Here is a 17,871-nt window from a genome sequence, read left to right as displayed (position 1 = left end):
CCTGTCGCGCGGCGGCCGGCGCGGCCAGGCGGCCGGCTGGCGTGCGCGCTGCCGCTCATTTCCTGGTCGAAGGGGTCTGCGCCGCGGCGTCCTGCTCCTTCTCTTTCTCTATCAACCAATCGATCATGATCTTGCCGCCCCAGGCGATGTCGTCCTGCAAGGCATGGCGGGCGGCTTCGGCGTCGCGTTTCTTCAGGGCGTCGAGCACGGCCTCGTGGCGGTGCTGGCCCTGCGAATAGTCCAGCACGGAGGTCTTCACGTGGAAGACCTTCAGAATGGGACCCGTGATGACCCAGAACGACTCCACCGTGTTGCGCAATATCGGCATGCGGCTGGCTTCGAGAATCGCAAAATGGATCTTGCGGTTGAGAAGACTGGCGCGCTTGGGATCGGAGGCGGTGCAGCTGATGAACTGGGCCTGCAGGGCCACCAGGTTCTCCAGCTGCTTCGGCGTGATCTGTCGCGCGGCTTCAGCGGCGCCCATGCCTTCCAGGTGGAAGCGAATCTGCTGGATTTCGCTGAGCTTGGCGGAATTGACGTAGGGCACATAGACGGCGGTAGCCGCCTGCATCTCCAGGCCCTGTTCGCTGATCAGGCGAAAGATGGCTTCGCGCACCGGCGTGATGGACACGCCCAGTGCCTGCGCGAGTTCACCGATGATCAGCCGTTCGCCCGGCTCGTATTGGCCGTTGATCAGGGCTTCGCGGATTTCGTTGTAGACCCGGACCGAAAGATTTTCTTTCTTGACCGGTTTGAGGTTGACCATATCGCGCGTCGAAAAAAGGGGAGAGGAAATTTTAGCCTGCGATGCGCTTTTCTCGGCATAGTCGCTATATTATATATCATATATTTTCGTATCGACGCGGAGACACACCATGGCCGAAATGGTCCATACAGTCCCTACAGCTTCCGCCGCCGCCATGGCCCGGAAGGCACTTGAACAACGCTGCAAGGGGAAGCAACGATGAAGCTCATTACCGGAGAAACCCGGCTGTACGGCATTCTGGCCGACCCTATCCATCACGTGCAGACGCCGCAGCGGATGAACGAACATTTCGCGGCGCTGGGCCACGATGGCGTGCTGGTGCCGCTACATGCCGGTGCCGATACGCTGGCGCGCGTGGTGGACGGTTTGCGCGGCCTGCGCAACCTGGGCGGCATCATCGTCACCGTGCCGCACAAGACGGCCATCGTCGAGCTATGCGACGAAGTGTCGGACAGCGCGCGCCTGATCGGCGCCGCCAACGTGGTGCGCCGTGAAGCCGATGGCCGGCTGGTGGGGCATATGCTGGATGGCGAAGGTTTCGTCGGCGGGCTGCGTGCCAACGGGATCGAGCCGCGTGGGCGCAGCGCCTACCTGGCCGGCGCGGGCGGCGCGGCCAATGCCATTGCGTTCGCGCTGGTGCAGGCCGGGGTGTCGCGCCTGACCATCGCCAATCGCACGCGGGCCAAGGCCGATGACTTGAAGCAAAGGCTGGCGCAGCTGGATCCTGCTGCCCAGGTGGCCGTGGGTACGCCCGATCCGTCCGGTCATGACCTGGTGGTCAATGCGACGTCCCTGGGGCTGCGCGAAGGTGATGCGCTGCCGCTGGATACGGCGCGCCTGACGCCTGACCAGGTGGTCTGCGAAGTCATCATGCAGCCGCGCGAAACGGCCTTGCTGCTGGCTGCCCAACAGCGTGGCTGCCGCGTCCACTACGGCGCGCCCATGCTGGCGGCGCAGATCGCCCTGATGGCGCAATTCCTGGGCGTGCGCGGGCCGACCGCGGTCGCTTGAGGGGCGGTTGATGGCGGATTTCGATTTCATCATTGCCGGCGGTGGCACCGCCGGCTGCATCCTGGCCAATCGCCTGACGGCCGATGGCCGCCATCGCGTGCTGCTGATTGAAGCGGGCGAGGATGCGGCCAGCATGTGGGTAGGCATTCCCGCCGGCTTCAGCAAGCTGTTGGTGGACCCGCGCTTCAACTGGCGCTTCGCCACCGAGCCCGAGGAAAACACGCAGGGACGCGTGATCTCCGTGCCGCGCGGCAAGGGGCTGGGCGGGTCGACGCTGATCAACGGCGGCATCTATGTGCGCGGCCAGCCACAGGATTACGATGCGTGGGCCGCGGCGGGAGCGGCCGGCTGGGCCTACGCGGACGTGGAGCCCTATTTCCGCCGGCTGGAGCACTATGCGCAGGGCGGTCCCTCGCGCGGCAAGGACGGGCCCATGCACCTGGTGCAGGTGCGCGAGCGCTATCCGGTCGCCGATGCCTTCATTTCCGCGGCGCGTGAGGACGGGCAGCCGGTCAACGAGGACTACAACGGCGAACGCCAGGAAGGCTTCGGCTACTACCAGGTGCTGCAGAAGGACGGCCGCCGCTGGAGCGCGGCCGACGGCTATCTGAAGCCGGCGCGCGGCCGTGCCAATCTGCGCGTGGAATCCGATGCGCGGGTGTTGCGGCTGGTGTTCGAAGGCAAGCGCTGTGTCGGCGTGGTGTATCGGCAGCGGGGCCAGGACGTGACCGTGCGGGCCGCGCGCGAGACCTTGCTGTGCATGGGCGCGGTGCAGTCGCCACAGATGCTGGAGTTGTCCGGCATCGGGGATCCGCGGCGTTTGCAGGCGCTGGGGATAGGGCTGGTGCAGGCGGCGCCACAGGTTGGCGAGAACTATATCGATCACTACGCCACCCGCATGAACTGGCGGGTCAAGGGCACGGTGACCTTGAACGAAATGTCGCGCGGCTGGCGGCTGGCGCGCCAGGTGGGGCTTTACTACGCAGCGCGGCGCGGCATCCTGACCTTGGGTACCGGCCTGGTGCACGGCTTCGTCAAGTCGCGGCCAGAACTGGCGCAGCCCGACGTGCAGTATTTCTTCGTGCATGCCAGCTACGCCAATGCGGCGGAACGCATCCTTGATCGCCATCCAGGCATGACGCTGGGAGTGGCGCAACTGCGGCCGGAGTCGATCGGCAGCATACACGCCAAGTCGCCGGACCCCGCCGACGCGCCGGCTATCCGGCCAAACTTCCTGGCGGCACAGGTGGATCGCGATGCCTTGGTGCATGGCATGGAGGTGGCGCGGCGTATCGTCGGGCAGCCGGCGCTGGCGCCCTACGTGGAGGCCGAGACCAGTCCCGGCGCGGCGGTGCGCACTTACGACGAATGGCTGAGTTTTGCACGGCAGAATGGGCAGACGATCTATCATCCGATCGGCACCTGCCGCATGGGGCAGGACGACGCGGCGGTGACGGATCCCCAGTTGCGGGTGCGCGGGGTGCAAGGGCTGCGCGTGGTCGATGCTTCGGTGATGCCGAAGATGGTTTCAGGCAACACACAGGCCGCGGTGATGATGGTGGCGGAGAAGGCGGCGGATCTGATCCTGGGGAAATAGACAGCTGGCGCGGCGTCACATCCCTGGCGGATCGGGTCGGCGGGGGCGGGGGCGGGGCCATGGCGGCGGCGCGGAGCGCGGAAAAAACAGGCCTAGAATGACGGCAATGAGGGGCGCGTGAGCGTCCTGCCGTATCAGGGGTTTTTATGTCTGTATCATCCGATTCATCCCAGGCGACCGATGCTTTCGAGCTGCTTCCCGACGAGGGCGATGCGCGGCAGTTGTTCATCCTGCTGCATGGCGTCGGCGGCACACCCGCCAACATGCGTCCGCTGGCCGAGGCCGTGCGCGCCTCGTTCCCGCAGGCGGCCATCCTGGCGCCAGCGGGTTTCGAGCCCTATGACGGCGCCCGCGGGGGTGACGCCGGCCAGGGTGGGCGGCAATGGTTCTCGGTGAAGGGTGTGGACGAGGCCAACCGTCCGGAGCGCGTGCTGAAGGCCTTGCCGCCGCTGGTGGAATACATCCGCGCCAACCAGGCGCGTTTCCATCTGCTGCAGAGCGACACCGCTTTGGCCGGCTTTTCGCAAGGCGCGATCATGGCGCTGGAAGCCGTGGTGGCGCATGACGGCCTGGCGGGGCGCGTGCTGGCCTTCAGTGGCCGCTATGCCAGCGTGCCGCAGTGGGCGCCGCAATACACCACCATTCATTTGCTGCACGGGGCCGGCGATAGCGTCATGCCGGTGGCGCTGGCTGAACAGGCGCAGGCGCGCCTGAACGAGCTGCATGGGGACTCCACCATAGACGTGGCCACGCGCGTGGGGCATGAACTGCACCCCGCCTTGATCGAGCGCGCCATCGTGCGGCTGCAGACCTGCGTGCCACTGCGCAGCTGGGAGGCCGCGCTAGGCCTGAACCAGCATCCGCCCAGTGGCGCAGTGATTCACTGACGCCGCGCCGGGGCAGGGGCCTCGGCCGGCTTGCTGGCGGCGGCCGGGCTGTTCGCGTTGGCCGTATTATTGCCGGCGGCGGGCTTCGCGGGGCCGTCCTGCTCCCAACCGCCGCCCAAGGCCAGGAATACCTTGATCTGGTCTTCCACCATTTCCGCCTGCGAGGCGGCCAGGGCGCTTTCGTTATTGGCCAGCGTGCGCTCGGCATCGAGCACCGTCAGGTAGTCCGTCTTGCCATACTGATACAGCTTGCGCGCCTGGTCGGCCGCTTCGGTGCTCTGGTCGCGGGCCGCCTTCAAGGCATCGTCACGGTCCAATTCACGGGCATAGACCGTCAGCGCGCTTTCGGTTTCGCGCAAGGCATTGAGCACCGTTGCGTCGAAGCGGGCATAGGCCGCCTTGGTGCTGGCTTGCGCTTCGGCGATGCGGGCCTGGACCGCGCCAGTGTTCGGTATCGTCCATGAGATCAGCGGGCCAAGGCTGTAGCCGAAGCTGCCGCGGCTGGCGAACTGGTCCAGGAAATAACCCGAGTCGGCGGACAGGCCCAGTGTGATCTTGGGATAGAGGTCACCCGTGGCCACGCCGATGCGCGCGGTGGCGCCCGCCAGCGCACGCTCTGCTTCCCGGATATCGGGACGGCGGCGCAACAGCGATGCGCCGTCGCCGACCGGGATGGGCTGCTTCAGCGCAGGCGCCGCGGCGCATTGGGCAAGCTGCTGCGGAAACTGGTTGGGCGTCTCGCCCGTCAACGTGGCCAGGCGATACAAGGCCACGCGGCGCTTGGCTTCGAGCGGCGGCAGGGCGGCACGCAACTGCTCCAGCTGGCCGCGGGCGCGCGTGACGTCCAGGGCGGTGCCGCGGCCCAGGTTCTGCAGTTTTTGATTGACCTTGACCGATTCGCTCTGCACGTCCACCGAGTGTTGTGCCGAGTTGATCTGCATGCCGGCCGTGCACGCCGTGGCGTAGGCCAGGGCGGTCTGCGCCGCGACGTTGGCGCGCATGGCGTCGTAGGCGGCCTGTACGGAGGCCTGGTCGGCGTCGGCGGCTTCGATGGCACGGCGGATCTGGCCGACCAGGTCGACCGTGTACGAAACACCGGCGCCCATGCTGTAGAACCACTCGCTGGGTGGGTCGTAACCGGGCGCGAGCTCTTCGAAGCCCGACGGATGGCCGAAGTAGGGCTTGGCGTTGACGTTGAACGACGGCTGTTTGGCCGCCTGCGCCTGCTGCGTGGCGGCCGCCGCGCGGTCCATGTTCGCCGCGGCCACGCGCAGGTCCGTATTGGCGGCCAGCGCCTTGGTGATCAACGCGTCGAGCTGCGGATCGTCATACAGGCGCCACCAATTGCCGGGGACGGCATCCTGGGCGAAGGCCTCGTTCTGGGCGCCGCTGAATTTCGCGGCGGCGGCAGGCCGATTGACCACTGCATCGGTGGGAACCTTGTAGTCGGGGCCTACCGTGGTGCAGCCGGCCAGGCTGGCCGCAATGGCGGCAGCGACGGCAAGCACCGAGAGTTTGGGAAGAGGATGGATACGCATGGCGAGACTCTTGGATTACGAGCGCGGCGCCGGGGACTGGGCGTCTTCCTGCACGACGACGGTCGCGGTCTGGCCGGACACCAGGCGCACGCCGGCGGGCACTTCGTCGATGTGGATGCGCACGGGAATGCGCTGGGCCAGGCGCACCCAGTTGAAGTTGGGATTCACGTAGGGCAGCATATTCGCGCTGGTGCTGCGGTCGCGGTCCGCGATACCCAGGGCGATGCTGTCCACATGACCCTGGATGGTGCGCGCTTCGCCCATCAGCTGGACCGCCACGCGGTCGCCCACCTTGATGCGCGGCAGCTTGGTTTCCTCGAAATAGCCTTCGACGTAGAACGAGTTCGAATTCACGAAAGCCATGACGCCGCGGCCGGCGGAGGCATAGGCGCCGACGTGCAGGTCCAGGTTGGTGATGCTGCCATCGGCCGGCGCCAGGACACGGCTGCGCTGCAGATTGAGCTTGGCGATGTCCAGGGCCACCTTGGCTTGCGCCAGGCCCGACTCGGCCTGTTCAACCTTGGTCTGGCTTTGCTCGCGCGCTTCGGCGGACACCAGTTGTCCCAGCTCGCGGTTACGGCGGGCATCGCGCTGGGCCTGGTCGCGCGCCACGCTTTGCGAGACGACGGCGGCCTGGGCCTGGTCCAGCGCCAGTTGATAGCGGGCCCGGTCGATGTCGAACAGCACGTCGCCTTTCTTGACGGTCTGGTTGTCCTGCACGGGCACGGCCGTGACCAGGCCGGATACGTCCGGCGCAATCTGCACGACATCGGCACGCACGCGGCCGTCACGGGTCCAGGGTTCGACTTCGTAGTGTTCCCACAACTGCCAGCCGGCATAGGCCGCGGCGACGACCACCACGGTCGTCACGGCAAAGCGGGCCAAGGCGGCGGGGCGTAATGCGGAAGGGAGCTTCATGATGCTATCTCGTGAAAATATGCGGTGAAATCAGGACGACGCCGTACAGCAGCACGACATACAAGGCGAGGTCGAACAAGGCCGGGTGCCATACCACGCGGTACATGCCGAGGCGCGCCAGGATGCGGCGCACGATCCAGGACACGCCCAGCGTGAGGAACGCCAGGACCAGCAGCCAGGGCATGAAAATGCCGTAGATATTGAATTCGCCAATCATGATGCGGACGGGACGTTAGGGGTTGCGGAGGGCGCCGCGGCCAGCACCGGCTGGTAGGCGGGCGCTTGCGGGAACAGCGAGCGGCGCAGGCCGACCAGGGCGACGATGGCGCGGTGGCGCGGCACGCCGGGCGTGGCGCCGTTGACCCGTTCCAGGGCGTAGTCGATCTTCTGCAGCACGCCTTCGCGCCGCTCGGCCGCACCCGCGGCCCGGGCGCGGAAACAGGCGGCCAGCCCATCCAGCACCGGACGGATCGCCACATCGACCACGGGTAGTTCCCGGCGGGCGCGTTGCAGTTCCGCGATTTCGTTACCGACGCGCAGGTCCAGCAGGGTGTCTTCTTCGACCGGCTCGCTGTCCTCGGTGCGTTCGGCCAGGCGCGTGTGCAGCAAGCCGATGCGGTCCAGCATGCGCACGGTGAAGCTGGCGCGGGCCGGCGGGCCGTCGGCGCCGGCCATGCTGGCCAGTTCTTTCCAGTTGGCTTGCTGGATGCGGCGTGCGCTGTACTCGGCGCTGATCTTGCGGAACAGCGCGGCAATGATGGCGGCCACGGCCACGCCGACGTTCTGCGCGATGGTGCTGTCGATGAAGGCCACCAGGTCGGCGGTGTTGGTGTCGTGCAGGGCCAGCGTGCCGGTCCAGCCGAACAGCATGGCCATGGCTTTGCCGAAGGTCGTCGGCCGCGCCATGAAGATGCCCAGGATGAAGGCCGTGGGGAATATCGCAAGCGCCACCATCTCGAAGGAATGCAGGGCGGGCAGGATGCCCAGCAGGTAGATGGCCGAGATGGGAATGGACAGTGTGATGTAGATCAGGAACTCCTTGATGCCAGGCACGGGGTTGTCCTGCGTGGCGAAGAAGCAGCTGAAGATGACGGCGAACAAGGCGGCGTTGGCGCCGTAGGTCCAGGCGGTGCCGATCCAGAAGGCGCAGCACACGGCCAGGGCGAAGGCGGCGGCCAGGGCCGACAGCAGCGCGATGCCGTGGTCATGGTGCAGGGCACGGTTGGACGTGACGGGCATGCGCGGCATGGGCGGGGGTGCGCCGTTCAAGCCGGCCTGGATGTCGCGGCGCAGCGCCAGGCCTTCCTCGAAGTGGTCGACCATCTCGCGCAGGCGGGTGCACAGGCTGACCAGCAGCATGGTGTTCCAGTCGGAGCCCGCGACCACGGTGGGCATGACCTCGGTGATGCGGCGGCGCAGGGCAGCGGCGGTGGCGCGATTGGCGTCGTCGCCGCTGCTGCGGCCGGCTTCGGTCCAGGCGGCAATGTCGTTGAGCAAGGGTTCCAGGGCCGGCGGCAGGGGCGCGCCGCTGGCGCGCAAGGTGCGCAGGCGGTCTTCCAGCGACGACACGATGGGCGTGAGGCCGGCCATGCGGTCCTGCATGGCGGAGATGGAACGTGACGCCCAGCGGATGTTGCCGGTGTCGAAGGGAACGTGGGTGGACAGCAGGCGCAGCTGCGTGATGTCGTTGGCGATGGCGCGGCGTTCGCGCGCGGTACGGGCCTTGGTGTCGCCGCGCAGTACCGCCTGCACCCACAGGCGGGCATCGCGCACGGCGGCGTCCAGGCGGCCCATCACCACGGGGGCGATGCCGCGCGGCAGGATCAGGCTGTGCGCGAGCGTGGCGCAGATGATGCCCAGGCTGATTTCTTCCACGCGGGTCAGGGCCGTGTCGAACACGGTGCCGGCGTTGGTGACGCTGGGCAGGGCGATCATGCCGGCGGTGTAGCCGGCCAGCATGAACATGTAGGAGCGCGGCGTGCGGTCGAGGACGGCGATGTACAGGCAGGCGCCGACCCACAGCGCCAGGGCGCCCACCATCAGCACGGGGTAGGCGGACAGGCGCGGCACGGCGAAGACCATGGCGGTGGAGCCGATGAAGGTGCCGCCCAGGCGGAACACGGCCTTGGAGCGCACGGCGCCGGCCCAGTTCTGCGACACGATGTAGGCGGTGGTCACCGACCAGAAGGGCCGCTGCAGGTCGATCATCAGCGACAGGTACAGGGCCGCCATGGCCGCGACATAGGCCTTGAGCGAGAACAGTACCTCGTCGCCGGTGGGCGCTTTCATGGCTTCTGCTCCGTGTGGGACGGATCCTCGTCCCTGGCGGCGTCCGGTTTGGCGTCGCCGGCCGGGTGATGCTCGGTGCTGCTTGCTGCGGCCGTACCGGCGGCAGCAATGTTTGCGCCCGCAATTTTCCTGCTGGTGCTGCTGGTGCTGCCCGTGCTGCCTGGCATGACGACCGCCGGCACCGGCTCGTAGGCGGTGCCGGGTTCGGACTGGTGGTGGACCAGGGAGAGTTTCAACCCTTCGAATACGCGCAGGCAAGCGTCCAGGTCGGCGGGCGCGATGTTGGCGAACAGGCGGCGGCGCAGGTGCACGAGCATGGTCTCGACCTGCTCGCGCAGGTCGTTGCCGGCCTGGGTCAGGTGCAGGGTCTTGGCGCGGCGGTCCAGCGGGTCTTCGCGGCGTTCGATCAGGCCGGCGGCGACCAATTGGTCCAGCACGCGGACCAGGGAAGGGCCTTCCACGCCCATGGCCTCGGCCAGCACGCCCTGGCGCACGCCGTCGCCCAGGCGGCCGGCGGTGATCACCGGCCAGGCGGTGGCCTGCGACAGGCCGTAATCGGCCAGGGCCTTGTCGGCCGCGGCGCGGTAGGCGCGGTGGATCACCATCAAGTGGGCCGTGAGGGCCATCAGGCGAGAATCGGCTGGAGTGTTCATAAAGCCGATTATAAGTTAATTATTAGGATTCTATCAATTAGTTTTCTATCGAATTCTGATAGATAGCTGAATTTTGGGGACACAAAGCGAAGGGCCGCCCCGGAGGGCGGCCCTGTTTTTGTTGAATCGCTGGCCCGCATCGGCTTGGCCGGCGTGCGCCGCCGCCGTGCAAGGCACGGCGACGTCGCACGGTGCAGGGCTGGGTGGGGTACTGTCCTGCCGGCTCACGCCGAGCCGGCGGGGGCGTACATGCCCAAGTCTGGCCTGGCCGCCCAGCGGCGGGCATAGCGGGCCCGGTGGCGCTATCGCCGCGCTGCGCGCTCGTTTATTGCAACGCTGAATTCGCTTTCGCGTTCAATTTGGTCTTGAACAGCCAGTCGCGGTAGTCGTCCAGATCGCCGTCGAAGGGTTCGACCTTGCCGTCGGCCACGATGACGAACTGGTCGGTGGTGGCGCGTAGCAGGTGGCGGTCGTGCGATACCAGCATCAAGGTGCCCTCGAACTGCGCCAACGCGACGGTCAGGGCTTCGCGGGTTTCCAGGTCCAGGTGGTTGGTCGGTTCATCCAGCAACAGCAGGTTCGGCCGCTGCCATACGATCAGCGCCAGCGCCAGGCGCGCTTTTTCCCCACCGGAGAAGGGCGCAATGCTGCTGGTCGCCATCGCGCCCGCGAAATTGAAGCCGCCCAGGAAATTACGCAATTCCTGCTCGCGCACGCCAGGCGCCGCCTTGATCATGTGCCACAAAGGCGATTCATCGTGCCGCAGCATCTCCACCTGATGCTGGGCGAAATAACCAATCGACAGACCCTTGCCGAAAATCGCCTCGCCCCCCAGCGCCTGCAATTCCCCGGCGATGGTCTTGATGAAGGTGGACTTGCCCGCGCCGTTGACGCCAAGCAGCCCGATACGCTGGCCGCCCTGCAGGGAAAAATTGATGCCGTTGATGATGATCTTGTCGGCCCCGCCATCGTTCGCGGCCGGGTAACCCGCCTTGACCTGGTCCATGCGCAGCAAGGGATCGGGCGAACGCTGCGGTTCGCGAAACTCGAAAGAGAATTCCGCCGCCGCCCGCAGGGGCGCCAGTTCTTCCATCTTCGACAGCGCCTTGATGCGGCTTTGCGCCTGGCGCGCCTTCGAGGCCTGCGCCTTGAAGCGGTCGATGAAGGATTGCAGGTGCGCGCGCTGGCGCAGCTGCTTTTCCATGGCGCCTTGCGCCAATTCCAGCTGTGCGGCGCGCTGGCGCTCGAAGGCAGAATAATTGCCCGCATAGCGCTTCAGTTTGCGCTCGTCCACGTGCACCACCACGTTGACCACTTCGTCGAGGAAATCGCGGTCGTGCGAAATGACCAGCAGCGTGCCGGGATACCGCTTCAACCAGTCTTCCAGCCACAGGATCGCATCCAGATCCAGGTGGTTGGTTGGCTCGTCCAGCAGCAGCAGTTCGGACGGGCACATCAGCGCTTGCGCCAGGTTCAGCCGCATGCGCCAGCCGCCCGAAAAACTGGTCAGGGGCTGGTCCATCTGCGCCATTGAAAATCCCAGGCCGGTCAGCAACTGCTCCGCGCGCGAGCGCACGGTGTAGGCGTCCGCATCGGCCAGGGCGCCATACAGCTCACCGATCAGCAGGCCGTTTTCGGGCGTGTCGGGGGCAGCCTCCACCTCGGCCAGCCGGGCTTCCAGGCGCCGCAAGGCCACGTCGCCATCGATGGCGTAGTCGATCGCCGAGCGTTCCAGCGCCGGCGTTTCCTGCGCCACGTAGGCCACGCGCCAGTTGGGCGGGTAGCTGAGATCCCCCTGGTCGGCGTGCAGTTCACCGCGCAGCAAGGCAAACAGGCTCGACTTGCCCGCGCCGTTGGCGCCGATAAGGCCGATTTTGTCGCCGGGGTTGAGGATGAGGTCGACTTTGTCCAGCAAGGGCTTTACGCCTCTTGCCAGCGAGACTTGCTGAAAACGGATCATGCGGGAGGGGCTGCGAGGGGCAGAGATGGGGGTGATGCCGCAAACCGGCGGGCGCCAGGATAACCGATTCGGGCGTCAGGGGTTTGTCACCGGCACCCGATATCCGGCCGCGAACGATGGCCTCCACGCTTGACGGCGTTTTCCAAGGGATCGCCGCATCGGTGACGGGTATGCTGGTCTCGTATTCGAAAATCAGGACGAAAGTCGGCAACCTGGCGGGCGGGGGCCGTTGATCGCTACTGCTGCTTGTCCAGCCCGATTTTCTTCACGATCTCGCCATAGCGCTTGAACTCGGCGCTGACGAAGGTGCCGAAGCCCGCGCCATCCTTATAGACCAGGGGCGTATCCAGCTTGGCAACGGCATCCTGGTAGGCCTGTGTGTGGACCGCCTTGTCGCAGGCGGCTTCCAGCTTGCCGCGTACCTCCTTGGGCAAGCCCTTGGGCGCAATCAGCCCGCCCCAGACGGAAAACGTGATCGGATAACCAAGCTCCTTGACCGTGGGAACGTCCGGATAGCCCTGTACGCGGCTCTCGCTGAACAGGGCGATGGGGCGCAGCTTGTACTGCCGCGACACGGTGGGCGTTTCGTCGAAGATGTCGATCTGTCCGCCCATCAGGCCGGTGACCATTTCGCCGGAGCTTTTGTAGGGCACATGCAGGGCGCTGGCGCCGGCCGCATCCATCAGGCCTTGCATGGACAGGTGCAATACCGTGCCGGTGCCGGACGAGCCGTAATTCAGCTTGCCGGGTCTTTTCTTGGCATCGTCGATCACGTCCTGCAGCGTGTGCCAGGGCGAGTCGGGCTTGACCATCATCATCAGCGGCACGTTGTAGGTGCCGCAGATATGGTCGTAGCTGTCTGGTGTGTACCCCGTGTTGCGGATGGCCGGCTGGATCGCTTCCGGTCCCACCACGCTAAGGCCCAGGGTGTAGCCGTCATGGGGCGCGCGTGCAAGCTCGGCCATTCCTATCGCGCCCCCCGCACCTGCCTTGTTCTCGATGACCACGCCCTTGCCCAGGACTTCGGTCAGCGACTTCTGCAGTATGCGGGCCATGATGTCCGATGTGCCGCCCGGGCCGAAGGGTACGATCATGGTGATGGGGCGGGAGGGGAAGTCGTCCTGCGCCTGCGCGGAACCGGCAACGCAGGTGACCGAGAAAAGCACGGCGCTGGCTTGGCGCAGCATGCGCGGGCAGGGCGCGCGCGGTATCAGGCTGAAGGGTGTCATGACGTGGTCTCCGGTGTCTTATTTTTGGTTGACGGTTTGCCGCGGCGCCGGTGCTGCTCAATACACGGTGCTGTTGAACTCACGCGCCAGGTCAGGCTTGATGGCCTGCACGAAGGCGGTGGCCTGGCGCATCATCATTCCCATGTCCGATGCCACGGCGACGAAGCGGTAGCCCAGCGTCAGGAACTTGCTGACGACCTCCGGTGTCGGGCCGACGATGCCGCAGGGAATGCCGATGGCCTGGCACCGGCGCGCCACGTCCTGTATCACCGCCATGACATCGGGATGCGTGATGTTGCCGATATGGCCCATGTTCGCCGACAGATCCCCCGGCCCCAGGAAGAAGGCGTCGACGCCTGCGACAGCGGCGATCTTCTCCAGGTTCCGGACGGCCGTGGGGGTTTCCAGCTGGATGATGGTGAATACCGAATCGTTGGCCCGCTCACCGTATCCCGCCGCGGTGCCGTAGCCGCTGGCGCGATGCACCGCGGCGAATCCGCGCATGCCCAGCGGCGGGTATTTCGCATAGGACACCGCTTGCGCGGCCTGTTCCGGCGAGTCGATGAAAGGGAACATCAGCGTGCCCGCGCCCATGTCCAGCGCACGCTTCACCGCCACGGCATCGTTGGCGGGCAACCGCACGATGGGGAAGGCGCCGGTGCCGGCGATGGCCTGCAAGGTGTGCAGGGTGTCCTTGGCATCCATGGGTACGTGCTCCAGGTCCACCAGCAGCCAGTCGAAACCGGCGCGGCCCATGGCCTCGGCCGTGCTGGTGGTGCCCGACATCAGCCAGGTGCCCAGCGGCACGCCGGGCTGCGCCAGGCGTTGACGAAACGGATTGACGAGCAGATCGTTGTTGGCGGTCATAGTTATCCTTGCAGATGAAGTCGCGATGTGGTCAATAAATGGGAGGTTCCGGCGTCGGCTGCGCCCCTTGCAATACGGCGAAATCGCAGCCTTCATGCGCCTGGGTCACCTGCTGCTGGTAGAGCCGGGCGTAGCCGCGCGCGTAGGCGGCGGGGGGGGCCTGCCAGGCGGCGCGGCGCGCCTGCAGTTCGGCTTCGGGCACTTCCATGTTCAGGCTGCGGGCGCCGATGTCCAGCGTGACGACATCGCCCGTACGCAGCAGCGCCAGCGGGCCGCCCACCGCCGACTCCGGCGAGATGTGCAGCACGCAGGTGCCGTAGTGGGTGCCGCTCATGCGCGAATCCGACAGGCGCAGCATGTCGCGCACGCCCTGGCGCAGCAGTTTCCTGGGGATGGGCAGGTTGCCCCACTCGGGCATGCCGGGCGCGCCGACGGGACCGCCGTTGCGCAGCACCAGCACCGTGTCGGCGTCGACATCCAGGTCGGGGTCGGCCATGGCCGCCAGCATGGCTTCGTTGGAATCGAACACCAGCGCGCGCCCGCTGTGGCGCAGCAGGGCGGGCGTGGCCGCGGAAGGCTTGACGACAGCGCCCTGCGGGCACAGGTTGCCCCGCAACACGGCCAGTGCCATGCCGGCCTCGGGACATTCCTGGGAGGCGGCGATCAAGGGCCGCGCGGGATCGCGGATGACCTCGTCGTCCTGGCAATGCAGGCCGGCGATATTGTCTCCCAGGCTGCGGCCCGTCACGGTCATGGCATCCAGTGCCAGGTGCGCGTGCAGCTTGTTCAGCAGGGCGGGCAGGCCTCCCGCATAGTAGAAGTCTTCCATCAGGCGGTCGCCGGAGGGAAACAGATTGGCCAGCACGGGTACCTTGCGCGCGATGGCGTCCAGGTCATCCAGGTCCAGCTTCAGGCCGGCCCGGCCAGCCATGGCGGGCAAGTGCACGGCTGCATTGGTGGAGCCGCCCAGCGCCATATAGGCCACGATGCCGTTGCGCAGCGAATCCTGCGTCAGCAGGCGCGAAGGCCGCAGGTCTTCCCAGACCATGTCGACGATACGGCTGCCGCAAGCCCAGGCCATGCGCGTGTGCGCGGCGTCCATGGCCGGTATGCTGCTGGCGCCGGGCAGGGACAGCCCCATGGCTTCGACGATGGACGTCATGGTGCTGGCCGTGCCCATGGTGTTGCAGGTGCCGGGGGTGCGGGTCATCTTGGATTCCAGCGTGATCCACTCCGTCTGGCCGATGTTGCCGGCCGCGTATTCGTCCCAGTACATGCGCGTGTGCGTGCCCGCGCCCACCTGGCGTCCCTTGTAGCGGTCGTTCAGCATGGTGCCGGCGGGACAGTAGATCACCGGCAGGTCCATGGACAGGGCGCCCATGACCAGGCCGGGCGTAGTCTTGTCGCAGCCGCCCATCAATATCGCACCGTCCAGCGGCAGGCTGCGCAACAACTCCTCGGCCTCCATGGCCAGCAGGTTGCGGTACATCATGGTGGTCGGTTTGACCATGACTTCCCCCAGGCTCATGGCCGGCAACTCCATGGGATAGCCGCCTGCCTGCAGCACGCCGCGCTTCACCGCGGCCGCGCGTTCGCGCAGGTGTGCATGACAGGGCGAGAGGTCGCTCCACGTGTTGAGGATGCCGATCACGGGCCGGCCCATGAACTCGTCGCGATTCAAGCCCTGCTGCTGCATGCGTTGGCGGTGGGCGAAGCCGCGGATGTTGTCGGTGGCAAACCATTTCTGGCTGCGCAGGTCTTCCAGGGTCATGCGCTTTGCTGCGGACATGCGGTGTCATTCCATTTTGATATTGGCGCGCGTGACCAGGTCGCCCATGGCGGCGTAGTCCCTGCGCAGGAGTGCGTCGAACTGCGCGGGCGTCGACGAGAGGATTTCGTAGCCCTGCGCGGTGAGATTGCGGCGGAATTCGGGATTGGCGAGCACCGCGCCCATGCGCGAAGCTAGTTCGGCCACGATGGGGGCGGGCGTGCCGTGCCGCACCAGGATCCCGTTCCAGACCACGGACGTGGCATCGGGCACGCCGCTTTCCTGCAGGGTGGGCACGTCCGGCAGCAGGGACGAGCGCTTGTCATCCGCGATGGCCAACGCGCGCAGCTTGCCGGCCTGCACCAGCGGCACGATGGCCGGCAGATTGTGGAACATCATGGGTATGCGTCCGCCCAGCAGATCGTTCAACGCTTCGGGGCCGCCCTTGTAGGGGATGTGCAGCAGCCGGATGGAGGCGCGCAGCTGGAACAGTTCGGCGGCCATATGCATGGTGTTGCCGATGCCGGCCGAGCCGAATTCCAGCTTGCCGGGCTGTTGCCGTGCCGCCGCGATCAGGTCCTTGACGCTGTGATAGGGCGTGTTGGCGCCGACGACCAGCACATTGGGCATCCGGTGCGTAAGCGTGACCGGCTGCAGGTCATCCAGCACCGAATAGCCCATGGACGGGTAAATGTGCGGGTTGATGGCCAGGGTGCTGGTGGACCCCAGCAGGAAAGCGTAGCCGTCGGCCGGCATGCGCCGCGCTACATAGGCCGAGCCGATGTTGCCGTTGGCACCGGGGCGATTCTCGATGATCACGGATTGGTGCACGGCATCGCCCAACCATTGGGCGAACGGCCGAGCGAACTGGTCCGCGGCGCCGCCGGCGGGATAGGGGACGACGAAGGTAAGGGGCTTGTCCGGGTAGCGGGCCTGGGCGAAGGCCGGGCCCAGGGCGGACGCACAGGCGGCAGCCGCCGCCACGCGTGCGAATTCACGTCGGTTCATGCGTGTCTCCTCCTTTTTTGCGAGGCCTCTTCCGCGGGGCCGTCGTCTGGAAGGTACCGGTACCATCTGCAAGTCAAAGATGTTTTGGTACCGGTACCATCCGGTGCTGGGAAGTCTATAATGCGTGCCTTCGCGCCGTCAACCGCAACGGCGAGTCGATGCGGCAGCCATTCGACCATTTCGTGGCTCGGGGGCGATGCGGCAGCAACCCCTGCAGGGACTCTCTTTGGCTAGCAGCAAGGCACACGCACCGGTAACCGAGCAGGCCGCTTCCGCCGGCCGGCGCAAGATCGCGGCTTACACCATCCACGACGTCGCGGCGCTGGCCGGCGTCGCGTCGATCACGGTTTCCCGCTTCTTCAACAGCCCGGACAAGGTGTCGCCGGCCCTGCGCGCACGTATCGAGGCGGCCGTCACCCAGACCGGCTTCGTGCCCAGCCAGGTGGCGGTGGGCCTGGCGTCGGCGCACTCGAAAGTGGTTTGCGCGGTCATTCCCAGCATTGCCAATTCCGTATTCTCGGAGTCGGTGCAGGGCATGTCCGACGTGTTGAGTTCGTCGGGGTATCAGTTGCTCCTGGCCAGCAGCAACTATTCCATGGCGCAGGAGGAAAGCGCGGTGTGCGCCTTTGCCGGCTGGCGGCCGGCGGCGATGATCCTGACGGGGCCCACGCATAGCGAACGGGTCGATGCCGTCATGCGCGCCGCGGCGTTTCCGGTGGTGGAAACCTGGGATGTGCGGCCTAACCGGCCTTTTCACCAGGTGGGTTTTTCGCACGACCAGGTGGGCTACGACCAGACGCTGCACCTGCTGGAACAGGGGCTGCGGCGCATCCGCTTCGTTCGCACCGGCCTGCCCGAGGACTTTCGCGCGCAGCAGCGCGCCCTGGGGTATGCGCGGGCCATGGAGGCGCGGGGGCTGAAGCCGGACATTGTCACGCCCGCGGAGCCCGATCCTTTCGAAGCGGGGGCGCAGGCGATGGCGCGTTTCGCGCTGGAGTCCGCGCGACGCCGTCCGCAGGGCATCATCTTCGCCAACGACAATATGGCCGCGGGCGCCATCCTGGATGCGCCGGGGCTGGGCTTGTCGTTGCCGCGGGACTGCGCCATGGTCGGCTTCGGCGATTTCCCCCTGGCCCGGCGGCTGACGCCGGCACTGACCACCGTGCATCCGGGGCGCTACGACATCGGCCGCACCGCCGCCCAGCTGGTGTTGCGGCTGATCCAGCAGCCGGAGCAGGCCGCCGCCGCGCTGGCCCACCCTGAATCCCACATGATCGCCACCGAATTCAAGGTGCGCGCCAGTTCCGTGATTGCCCGGTAAGCGTGGCTGGGCGTTCTTATGGACACGGCGTGGGCGGGTGCTGCGCCGCGGCCAGGGTA

The 17,871-nt window shown here is 66.6% G+C and carries 14 protein-coding genes and 1 pseudogene; 4 read left to right on the top strand and 11 right to left on the bottom strand.

Going from position 1 to position 17,871, the window contains the following annotated elements:
* Window positions 1-55 precede the first annotated feature (55 nt).
* Entirely contained in the window at window positions 56-766 is a 711-nt protein-coding gene (locus CEY05_RS04650; protein ID WP_088596264.1) for a GntR family transcriptional regulator, read from the bottom strand.
* A gap of 198 nt (window positions 767-964) precedes the next feature.
* On the opposite strand from CEY05_RS04650, the gene CEY05_RS04645 reads away from it, so the two are divergent.
* From CEY05_RS04645 to ypfH, 3 genes are all read left to right on the top strand, one after another.
* Window positions 965-1,777 carry a shikimate dehydrogenase gene (locus CEY05_RS04645; protein WP_088596263.1) on the top strand — a complete coding sequence of 271 codons (813 nt, stop codon included), beginning with the start codon at window positions 965-967 and terminating at the stop codon, window positions 1,775-1,777.
* A gap of 10 nt (window positions 1,778-1,787) precedes the next feature.
* Window positions 1,788-3,374, top strand: a complete 1,587-nt coding sequence (locus CEY05_RS04640; RefSeq protein WP_088596262.1) for a GMC family oxidoreductase — start codon at window positions 1,788-1,790, stop codon at window positions 3,372-3,374.
* 146 nt (window positions 3,375-3,520) lie between these two features.
* Window positions 3,521-4,261: an esterase gene (ypfH, locus tag CEY05_RS04635; RefSeq protein ID WP_088596261.1), complete on the top strand. Its 741-nt coding sequence runs from the start codon at window positions 3,521-3,523 to the stop codon at window positions 4,259-4,261.
* Here ypfH and CEY05_RS04630 read toward each other — a convergent pair.
* From CEY05_RS04630 to CEY05_RS04585, 10 genes and pseudogenes are all read right to left on the bottom strand, one after another.
* Entirely contained in the window at window positions 4,255-5,799 is a 1,545-nt protein-coding gene (locus CEY05_RS04630; RefSeq protein ID WP_088596260.1) for an efflux transporter outer membrane subunit, read from the bottom strand. The genes ypfH and CEY05_RS04630 overlap by 7 nt on opposite strands.
* Window positions 5,800-5,814: 15 nt before the next feature.
* Entirely contained in the window at window positions 5,815-6,717 is a 903-nt protein-coding gene (locus tag CEY05_RS04625) for an efflux RND transporter periplasmic adaptor subunit (protein ID WP_088596259.1), read from the bottom strand.
* A 4-nt stretch (window positions 6,718-6,721) separates the two neighbouring features.
* Entirely contained in the window at window positions 6,722-6,934 is a 213-nt protein-coding gene (locus CEY05_RS04620) for a DUF1656 domain-containing protein (protein WP_088596258.1), read from the bottom strand.
* Window positions 6,931-9,006, bottom strand: a complete 2,076-nt coding sequence (locus CEY05_RS04615; RefSeq protein ID WP_088596257.1) for an FUSC family protein — start codon at window positions 9,004-9,006, stop codon at window positions 6,931-6,933. Before CEY05_RS04615 ends, CEY05_RS04620 begins: the two co-directional genes overlap by 4 nt.
* 182 nt (window positions 9,007-9,188) lie before the next feature.
* A pseudogene (locus CEY05_RS04610) lies at window positions 9,189-9,659 on the bottom strand (MarR family winged helix-turn-helix transcriptional regulator); the annotation flags it as partial.
* Window positions 9,660-9,984: 325 nt separating this feature from the next.
* Window positions 9,985-11,619: a ribosomal protection-like ABC-F family protein gene (abc-f, locus tag CEY05_RS04605; protein WP_088596256.1), complete on the bottom strand. Its 1,635-nt coding sequence runs from the start codon at window positions 11,617-11,619 to the stop codon at window positions 9,985-9,987.
* Window positions 11,620-11,855: 236 nt separating this feature from the next.
* Window positions 11,856-12,848, bottom strand: coding sequence for a tripartite tricarboxylate transporter substrate binding protein (locus CEY05_RS04600; protein ID WP_088596255.1), 993 nt, complete (start codon window positions 12,846-12,848; stop codon window positions 11,856-11,858).
* Window positions 12,849-12,905: 57 nt separating this feature from the next.
* Window positions 12,906-13,715 (bottom strand): HpcH/HpaI aldolase/citrate lyase family protein, encoded by an 810-nt coding sequence (locus CEY05_RS04595; protein ID WP_088596254.1) that lies wholly within the window; start codon window positions 13,713-13,715, stop codon window positions 12,906-12,908.
* Between the two features lie 31 nt (window positions 13,716-13,746).
* Entirely contained in the window at window positions 13,747-15,504 is a 1,758-nt protein-coding gene (araD, locus tag CEY05_RS04590; RefSeq protein WP_088596253.1) for an L-arabinonate dehydratase, read from the bottom strand.
* Window positions 15,505-15,510: 6 nt separating this feature from the next.
* Window positions 15,511-16,491, bottom strand: a complete 981-nt coding sequence (locus CEY05_RS04585) for a tripartite tricarboxylate transporter substrate binding protein (RefSeq protein WP_088596252.1) — start codon at window positions 16,489-16,491, stop codon at window positions 15,511-15,513.
* Window positions 16,492-16,717: 226 nt separating this feature from the next.
* On the opposite strand from CEY05_RS04585, the gene CEY05_RS04580 reads away from it, so the two are divergent.
* On the top strand, window positions 16,718-17,812 hold the full coding sequence (locus CEY05_RS04580) for a LacI family DNA-binding transcriptional regulator (protein WP_158219249.1): 1,095 nt from the start codon (window positions 16,718-16,720) through the stop codon (window positions 17,810-17,812).
* The last annotated feature ends 59 nt before the right edge of the window (window positions 17,813-17,871 follow it).

The sequence above is a fragment of the Achromobacter sp. HZ34 genome (genome assembly GCF_002209485.1).
Lineage (GTDB): Bacteria > Pseudomonadota > Gammaproteobacteria > Burkholderiales > Burkholderiaceae_B > Bordetella_C.
This window is presented reverse-complemented; position numbering and strand designations above follow the sequence as displayed.